Origin of the sequence: Isoptericola sp. NPDC060257 (assembly GCF_042726645.1) — a bacterium.
Lineage (GTDB): Bacteria > Actinomycetota > Actinomycetes > Actinomycetales > Cellulomonadaceae > Isoptericola > Isoptericola nanjingensis.
In genome coordinates, this window is sequence record NZ_JBHXAW010000213.1 from 1 (window position 1) to 7,947 (window position 7,947).

At 73.0% G+C, this 7,947-nt stretch carries 6 protein-coding genes and 1 pseudogene; 1 reads left to right on the forward strand and 6 read right to left on the reverse strand.

Going from position 1 to position 7,947, the window contains the following annotated elements; genetic code table 11:
• Positions 1 to 21: 21 nt before the first annotated feature.
• Genes ACFWEK_RS15895 through ACFWEK_RS15920 form a run of 6 tightly spaced genes read right to left on the reverse strand, consistent with a single transcriptional unit; the run spans position 22 to position 6,973 of the window.
• On the reverse strand, positions 22 to 1,056 hold the full coding sequence (locus tag ACFWEK_RS15895) for an aldo/keto reductase (RefSeq protein ID WP_430554651.1): 1,035 nt from the start codon (positions 1,054 to 1,056) through the stop codon (positions 22 to 24).
• Positions 1,026 to 1,874, reverse strand: coding sequence for a ribonuclease activity regulator RraA (locus tag ACFWEK_RS15900; RefSeq protein ID WP_430554652.1), 849 nt, complete (start codon positions 1,872 to 1,874; stop codon positions 1,026 to 1,028). The genes ACFWEK_RS15895 and ACFWEK_RS15900 overlap by 31 nt, the downstream gene beginning before the upstream one ends.
• Complete coding sequence (locus ACFWEK_RS15905) at positions 1,871 to 3,847, reverse strand: hypothetical protein (protein WP_430554653.1); 1,977 nt, start codon at positions 3,845 to 3,847, stop codon at positions 1,871 to 1,873. The genes ACFWEK_RS15900 and ACFWEK_RS15905 overlap by 4 nt, the downstream gene beginning before the upstream one ends.
• Before the next feature lie 8 nt (positions 3,848 to 3,855).
• Positions 3,856 to 4,785 (reverse strand): carbohydrate ABC transporter permease, encoded by a 930-nt coding sequence (locus ACFWEK_RS15910; RefSeq protein ID WP_430554654.1) that lies wholly within the window; start codon positions 4,783 to 4,785, stop codon positions 3,856 to 3,858.
• The gene (locus tag ACFWEK_RS15915) at positions 4,785 to 5,708 is read right to left on the reverse strand and encodes a carbohydrate ABC transporter permease (protein ID WP_430546455.1); all 924 of its coding nucleotides are present in this window, start codon (positions 5,706 to 5,708) and stop codon (positions 4,785 to 4,787) included. Before ACFWEK_RS15915 ends, ACFWEK_RS15910 begins: the two co-directional genes overlap by 1 nt.
• Positions 5,709 to 5,710: 2 nt before the next feature.
• The gene (locus ACFWEK_RS15920; protein WP_430546454.1) at positions 5,711 to 6,973 is read right to left on the reverse strand and encodes an ABC transporter substrate-binding protein; all 1,263 of its coding nucleotides are present in this window, start codon (positions 6,971 to 6,973) and stop codon (positions 5,711 to 5,713) included.
• Between the two features lie 205 nt (positions 6,974 to 7,178).
• On the opposite strand from ACFWEK_RS15920, the pseudogene ACFWEK_RS15925 reads away from it, so the two are divergent.
• A pseudogene (locus ACFWEK_RS15925) lies at positions 7,179 to 7,947 on the forward strand (copper resistance protein CopD); the annotation flags it as partial.

The following is a 7,947-nucleotide window of genomic DNA, read 5'->3' on the forward strand; positions in this document are numbered from 1 at the left end:
CCGAACAGGCGGTTGACACCGTTATGCGGTGCCATGCGACCCGATAACGGTGTCAACCGCCTGTTCGGCGGAGCTCGCGATCGCGTCGAGCTCCGTCCACAGGCGATCGGGGACGACGGCGTCGGCGGCGTCGGCGAAGACGTCCACCTCGGCGGGGGTGCGCGCCCCCACGACGACGGCCTCCACGCCCGGCACGCGCAGCGGCCAGCGGACGGCGGCGGTGGGCAGGTCGATCCCCTCGCGGTGGCACGCGGCCGCCATGCGCAGGGCCCGGTCGACCTGGTCCGGCGACGCGGGGTGGTAGTCGAAGAACGGCGCCGCGACCGGGTCGGCGAGCACGCCGGAGTTGTAGACCCCCGCCGCGACGACGCCGACGCCGCGCTCGCGGGCGGCGGGCAGCAGGTCGTCCAGGGCGGTGCGGTCGATCAGGGTCACCCGCCCGGCGGGCATGACGACGTCCAGCGCGCCGGCGGCCTCGCGGACCAGGCGCGCCACGGGAGCGTTGCGCCCCATCCCGACGCCCACGGCCCGCACCACGCCCTGGTCCCGCAGCTCCAGCATCGCGGGCAGGGCGCCCCGCAGCGCCTCGTCCACGTCCGCCGGGTCGTGCAGGTACAGCAGGTCGACGCGGTCGGTGCCGAGCCGCGCCAGGCTGCCCTCCAGCGACCGCAGCACGCCGTCGCGGCCGAGGTCGCCGACCGTCGTGCCCCCGGGGCCGCCGGTGCCGCCCGAGGGCACGGGCGCGCCGTCGGCGTCGACGATCACGCGGCCCACCTTGGTGGCGATGACGACGGAGTCGCGGTCGACGCCGGCCAGGGCGTGGCCGAGCCGCAGCTCGCTGACGCCCTCGCCGTAGTGCGGCGCCGTGTCGAAGAAGCGGATCCCGCGATCGAGCGCGCGGCCGACCGTCGCCTCGGCGTCGGCCTCCGCCACGGGGGTGAAGAGGTTGCCGATCGGCGCGCAGCCGAGGCCGAAGGACGACGCGGCGACGCCGGTCGGGTCGGGCGCGCCGTCGTCGGCCGGGGTCAGCGGGCGGAGCCCTGCGCGGAACGCCATGCCTCGAACTCCCCTCGGGTGTCGGGGGTCAGCGGGTAGTAGTCGCTGAGACGGGCGCCCTCGTCGAGCCGGCGCCGGCTGAAGACCTCCCACTCCTCGTGGTCCTGCGCGGACTCGACCACCTGGTCCGCCATCGCGCGCGGCACGATGACGGGGCCGTCGTCGTCCGCGACGACGAGGTCGCCCGGCATGCACAGCACGCCGCCGACGGCGACGGGCACGTCGTACGCCCAGGGGAACAGCTCCGACTGCGAGGCGTAGTGCGGGGTCACGCCCGTGGACCACACGGGCAGGCCGAGGTCGCGGATCTTCCCGGAGTCGCGGATGCGGCCGTCGACGATCATGCCCGCGCCGCCCTTGCGCTGGAAGTACCGGGCGAGGATGTCGCCCACGCAGCCGGAGAACCGGCTGCCGTACGCCTGGACCACCAGCACGTCGCCGGGCTGGACCGCCTCGAGCACGTGCCACAGCGCCGTGTGCCGCTCCACGTACTCCTGCTCGTCGCCGGCGGCGAGGTCCTCGCGCTGGGGCATGAACTGCAGGGTGAGCGCGGAGCCCACGACGCGGTACCCGGGCTTGAGCGGCCGCGGGCCCTCGACGAACGAGTGCCGGATGCCGAGGCCGTGCAGCTTGGCGCAGGCCGTCGCCGCCGACACCTGGCCGAGCCGCTCCAGGGACTGCGCGTCCGCCCGCTCGTACGCGCCGCCGCGCACGGGCAGCGCGATCTCGGGCCGCACGAGGCCCGCGCCGGGGCCGGTGGTCAGGGTGTCGACGGGCAAGGTGTCGACGGGCGACCCGTCGGTGAGAGCGTCGGTCATGGTCGGGCTCCTTCGTGGTTCTGGTGACGTGGCGAGCTGCCGGCGGGTGCGGTGAGCAGCACGACGTCCGCGCGGTGGCTCGGCGGCAGCTCGACGAGCAGGTCGGGGGCGTCGAGCGGGACGGTCGCGGCGGTCCGCGTGCCGGCGCGGCCGGCGGACGCCGTGGACGGGCCGGGCCAGACGCCGCCGTCCTCGCCGCGCACGACGACGCCCGTCAGGCGCTCCTCGCCGAACCGCGAGGGCCGCACGCGCACGCGCCGGGCGTGGGTGGGGGAGAGGTTGACGAGGCTGAGCTCGACGCGGCCGGTGCCGTCGGCGTCGCGGTCGAGGCCGGAGACCAGGGCGGCGACGTCGGGCGGCAGGCCGGGGCGCCGCCGGTCGGCGTCGGTGTACGCGACGGCGGCGAACGGGAGCCCGCCGTTGTACAGGGTCTGCGGCGTGCCGGTGATCAGCTGCCCCAGCACCTCCGTGACGACCGGGTTGGCGCGCTGCCAGAAGTGCAGGTGCACGGTCTCGGGGTCCACGGGCTCGGCGTCCATCACGGCGACGCGGCGGGCGAGCTGGCCGAGCGCCATCGACAGCGCGCGCTCCGGGTAGTCCGGCAGCGAGCCGTCGAGGAACGCGAGCCACGGGCCCTCGTGCCCGGCCTCCACCTTGTCGCGGAACGGGCGGACCTCGTCGGAGCCGGGGACGCCGTCGAGCACCCGGTCCAGGCGCTTGCGGTCGGCGTCGTCGCGCGTCCACCACCACAGCCAGGTGGGCAGGTCGAGCTGGAGGGGGCCGTAGTCGAACCAGCCGTCGGCGCCGAACCGGTACGGCACGAGCGTCGCGGGCTCGGCGGCGTGCGGCCCGAGCCGCTCGAGCCAGCTGCCGCGCAGGCTGAACGGCGTCTCGGTGACGGGCGCGGTGATCGCGTGCTCCAGCGACGTGTCGAGCATGGTGCGCACGAGGTCGAGCGGGCCGTCGTCGCGGGTGCCGGTCGTCCCGCCCGAGACGAACGACGCGTTGATCGCGCCGATCAGCGTGCTCATGCCCACCGAGTGCAGGCCGTGCGGCCACGTCCACCCGTAGTGGCCGCCGTACCAGGCGCCGTCGTGCAGGCCGCCGACGACGCCGTCGGGCGCCACGTTGTCGGGCATGAGGCCGCCCGCCGCGGCGGCGCGCTCGCGCCAGCCGTCGACGTACCGCGCCACCCACGCGGCGGACGCGGCGTCGCCGTCGTACAGCCACCGGTTGGTGACGAGGGACGTCGCGGCGAGGTTGACCGCCGTGTCGCCCGCCGCCCGGCGCTGGAGCTCGTCGCCCATGAGCTGGGCGTGCGCCGGGTCCTCCAGGTCGGACCACCGCGTGATGCCGGGCAGCCCGTGCAGCGGCAGGCCGTACGCCTCCATGTAGTCGAGCGACGCCGGATAGGTGAGCCACTCGGTGCCCAGACCTTCCAGAGGTCCCTGCGCGCCGTTGTGCGGCGCCGTGATCAGGTTCCGCCGAGGGTCGTAGTTGCCGTGCGCCGGGTCCGTGTACAGGGCGGCGAACCGGCGGGCGCGCTCGGCGAACCGCTCGTCGCCCGGGTCCGCCGCGCACAGGCCGTAGAAGAACAGCAGCGACTCGCCCTGGTGGAACCAGTCGTACCCGTTCTCGTACTCGTCCGTGAGCATGCCGCCCTCGGTGAGCTGCGCCGTCACGCCCTCGAAGTGGTGCTTCGCGGCGGCGAGGATCTCGTCGCCGCCGCCGAGGGCGTAAAAGGCCGGCCAGTTGAAGAACGGCTCGTACAGGTCGTCGACGCCGTCGCGGTGCTCGAAGCCGCCCGCGTGCAGGATGCGGCCGTCGGGCCCGGTGTAGCGGTCGGAGAACAGCCGCCAGGCCTCCTCCGTCGCGTCGAACAGGCGGCGCTCCAGCACGGCCCAGGCCGGGACCTCGCGCAGCGGCGTCGTGGGGATGCGGGGGCGGGTCGTGCGGTCGGTCGTCTCGCTCATGGTCGGGCTCAGCCCTTCGTGGCGCCGGCGACGAGGCCGCCGATGATGTGCCGCTGCATGAGCACGAAGAACAGGATCGCCGGGCTCACCGCCAGCAGCAGGGTCGGGAAGACGGTCGTGTAGTCGGTGGAGAACTCGCCCACCGCCGCGTACACGCCGGTCGTCACGGTGTAGATGCCGGAGCTCGGGCCCAGGATGATCTGCGGGCTCACGAAGTCGTTCCAGACGCTGATCGAGTTCAGCACGACGATCGTCGCGACCACCGGCTTCATGATCGGGAAGAGGCACGACCAGAACGCGCGGATCTTGCCCGCGCCGTCCAGCGCGGCGGCCTCGTCGATGTCGCGCGGCACGGTGCGCAGGTAGGCGGCGAACAGGAAGATCGTCACCGGCAGCGTCGCCGCCGTCTCGAACAGGATGAAGCCCGGGATCGTGTTGATGAGCCCCAGCACCCGCAGCACGAAGACGACGGGGATCAGCGTCACCTGGCCCGGGATGAACAGGCCGGACACGAAGAGCAGCAGCAGGCCCAGGTGCCACTTCGACCGGCCGCGCGCGATGACGTACGCGACCGGCGCGGCGAGCGCGATGCCGCACACGTTGACCAGCGCGACGAACAGCAGCGTGACGCCGTACGCGCGCACGACGTTGAACTTCTCGCTGGTGAGCGCGGCCTGCAGGTACTCCAGGCTGAACGTGCCCGGGCCGATCGCCAGCGGCGAGGAGATGATCGCGTCCTGCGGCTTGAAGGCGTTGATCACCATGATGTACAGCGGCACGAGCATGACCAGCGCACCGAGGCCCAGCACCACCCACTTGAGGACGGTGCCCACGCCCGGGACGGGCCGTCTCCGGGCCTTCGACGCCGAGCGTGCGGCGGGCGTGCGGGGTGCCACGGGCGGGGTCACGGGGGTCGTCGGGTGCGTCGTCGTCGCCATCAGTCGGCCACCTTCTTCTCCGCGCCGCGTCGGGCGAACGTCACCGCGAGTCCCAGCACGGCCGTGACGAGCAGCAGGACCACGGACTGCGCCGCGCCGAAGCCGAGCTCCGAGTTCGCGAACGAGTCCCGCAGGATCTGGTAGACGATCGTCTGGGTGGACCCGGCGGGCCCGCCGTCGGTCAGCGCCAGCACGATGTCGTAGACCTTGAGCAGCCCCACCAGCGTGAGCACGAGGTTCACGGTGAACACGGGGGCGATGAGCGGCAGCGTCACGTTGCGGAACTGCTGCCACTTCGAGGCGCCGTCGACCGTGGCGGCCTCGTAGTACTCGGTGGGCACCGACTTGATGCCTGCGAGGAACAGGATCATGTTGAAGCCGAAGTGCGACCACACGATCGTGAGGATCACGCTCGCCTTCGCGAACGCGACCTCGGTGAGGAACGGCACCGGCCCGAGGCCGAGGTGCCCCAGCAGGCCGTTCACCGCCCCCTCGGGGGAGAGCATCGCCGACCACAGGAACCCGATGATCAGCGCGCTGATGATGTACGGGTAGAAGAAGATCGTGCGGAGCAGGGTGTTCGCGCGGCTGTTGCCGGCGATGAGCGCGGCGATGAACAGCCCGACCGCGTTGCACAGCACCGTGCCGCAGAAGGCGACGACGGCGGTGAAGATCGCCGCGTCGACGGTGCGCGGGTTGCGGAACGCCTCCGCGTAGTTGTCGAAGCCGATGAAGGTGAAGTTCAGGCTGTAGCCGTTCCAGTCGGTCAGGCTCAGGACGAACGCCAGGAACATCGGCACGATGAACATCGCCAGGAAGACCAGGACGGCGGGGCCGCCCATGACGATGCCGGGCAGGCGGTCGCGCCACACGCGCGCCGCCGGGCGGCGGCGCGCGCGGGCGAGGGGGACGGTGGTCGCCATCGTCAGCCGATCGTGGCGGCGAACCAGTCGTCCATCGCGGAGTCGACCTTGTCGGCCGAGGTGCCGCCGATGAGCGCCTGCGTCTGCGCGTTGATCTCGTCCGAGTAGCCGGTGGGCAGCGTGCGCTCGCCGTAGCCCTGGCCGGTCGGCGTGTACGACTCGGCGGGGGTGTCCGCGACGATCTGCAGCAGCTCCTTGCCCAGGTCGTCCATCTCGTACTCGTAGCCGTCGCGGAAGTTGCCGTCGACCTCGAGCTGGCTGGCCACCGCGTCCTGGTCGGTCACGAGGAACTCGACGAGCTTGGCGGCCGCGTCCTGGTCCTCGCTGGTCTTGAGGATCGAGTACGGGCTGGCGATGTTCGCGCCCATGGCAGGGCTGGCGACGCCGTCGACGGCGGGGGCGCGGAAGACGCCGATCTCGGCCTTCTCCTCCGCCTTCGCCTCGGTGCCGGCGAACCAGCTGCCCATCGGGTAGACCGCGCTCTTGCCGGAGAGGAACGCCTGCTCGGCGTCCGGGTACTTGATGCCCAGCGCGTCCTTGGGGACGTAGCCCTTCGCGACCCAGTCGGCGTAGGTGGCGACCGAGTCGCCGTACGTGTCGGAGAAGGTGGCCTCGCCCGAGCTCATGTGCGCGAACCACTCCGGGTCCTGGCCGACGATCGACGGGAGGCCGAGGGCCTGGAGCGAGTGGCTGGTCATCCAGTCGCCGCCGGTCTGCAGCGGCGTCCAGCCCGCGTCCTTGAGCTTGCCGAGGGCCGCGGTGAGCTCCTCCACCGTGGTCGGGGTCTCCGAGATCCCGGCCTCCTCGAACGCCGTCTTGTTGTAGAAGAAGAGGCTCTGCAGCTGGAACCCGATGCCGGCCATGTAGTACTTGCCGTCGATCGAGTACTGGTCGGCGAGCGGGCCGGACGTCGCCCAGTCGTACTGGGACAGGTCGACGAGCTCCGGGGCGAGGTCCGTGGTCGGGGGCAGCGACTGGACGACGTCGGGCGCGTCGCCCGCGGTGAGCAGACGGGGGAGGGCGGCGGCGACGCCCTCGGCACCCGGGTTCTGGACGACGACGTCGATGCCGGGGTTCGCGTCCTCGAACGGCTTGACCAGCTCGTTCCAGTACTCCTCGGTGAGGTTCGGCGTGACGTTGACGAGCATGCTCACCTCGGTGGTGCCGCCGGAGCCGCCGTCGTCGTCGGAGCCGGCGCAGCCGGTGAGCGCGAGGGCGGCGACCGTGAGCGTGCCCACGCTCGCCAGGGTGCGGTGCTTGATCATCGTTGATCCTCTCGGGTTGCCGCCCCGCCGGGACGCTGCTTCGCGTGCCCGGAGTTCGGCCTTGCGGCTGTGGATGACGTCCGGTGTGGAGGGACGACTGGGACACTAATCGATAATCGTTGGATTGGGAAGATGGTGCCCCACGGCAGGTGATCTCACACCCGGGACGTCCCGGCGCGCCGCCCGCCGCCCATAGGCTGGACGGGTGACCTCCGCAGCCCCCGCCGTGCAGCGGCCGGGCGGTACCCCGAGCGTGCCGCCGCGTCCCTGGTGGCTCGTCGCCGCCGGACCCGCAGCCGCCCTCGTCGCCGTCCTCGCCGTGCTGTGCGGCGGAGCCTACTCGGGCGCGTTCCAGGCCCTCAGCGGCTTCACCGACCCGGGCGCGATCGTGCGCTACGGCCTGCCCGTCACGACCGTGCTCACCGAGCTCAGCGTCTCGGTGACGGTCGGCGCGCTCCTCGTCGCGGCCTGCCTGGTGCCGCCGGGCCGCACCCAGACGCGGGTGCTCACGACCGCCGGCGCCGCCAGCGCCGTGTGGGCGGTGGCCGCCGTCCTCCAGCTCGTGCTCCGGTACGCGAACATCTCCGGGACCTCGCCGGCCTCGCCCGCGTTCGGGCAGGGCCTCGCGCAGTTCGTCACCGACCTCGACCTCGGCCGGCTCTACCTCGCGATCATCGTGGTCGCCGCGCTCACGTCCGCGCTCGCGATGGCGGTGCGCGGGCCGGTGGGCGCCCTGTGGGCGACGCTGCTGCCGCTCGCGGCCCTCGCCATGCAGTCGACCACCGGCCACGCGTCGGGCGCCGCGAACCACGAGCTCGCCGTCGGCGCGATGCTGCTGCACCTGGTCGGCGCCGCCGTGTGGGTGGGTGGCCTGGGCGCGCTGCTCGTCACCGTGCTGACGCGGGAGGAGGCCTGCGCCTCACCCCGGCGGGCGAGCGGAGCGCCGAGCGCCTCTCCCTGGCCAGGGAGGAGAC

Coding starts and splice junctions, on each gene's coding strand:
- ACFWEK_RS15895 (WP_430554651.1), bottom strand. CDS start 1,056: ATGGCGTTCCGCGCAGGGCTCCGCCCGCTGACCCCGGCCGACGACGGC.
- ACFWEK_RS15900 (WP_430554652.1), bottom strand. CDS start 1,874: ATGACCGACGCTCTCACCGACGGGTCGCCCGTCGACACCTTGCCCGTC.
- ACFWEK_RS15905 (WP_430554653.1), bottom strand. CDS start 3,847: ATGAGCGAGACGACCGACCGCACGACCCGCCCCCGCATCCCCACGACG.
- ACFWEK_RS15910 (WP_430554654.1), bottom strand. CDS start 4,785: ATGGCGACGACGACGCACCCGACGACCCCCGTGACCCCGCCCGTGGCA.
- ACFWEK_RS15915 (WP_430546455.1), bottom strand. CDS start 5,708: ATGGCGACCACCGTCCCCCTCGCCCGCGCGCGCCGCCGCCCGGCGGCG.
- ACFWEK_RS15920 (WP_430546454.1), bottom strand. CDS start 6,973: ATGATCAAGCACCGCACCCTGGCGAGCGTGGGCACGCTCACGGTCGCC.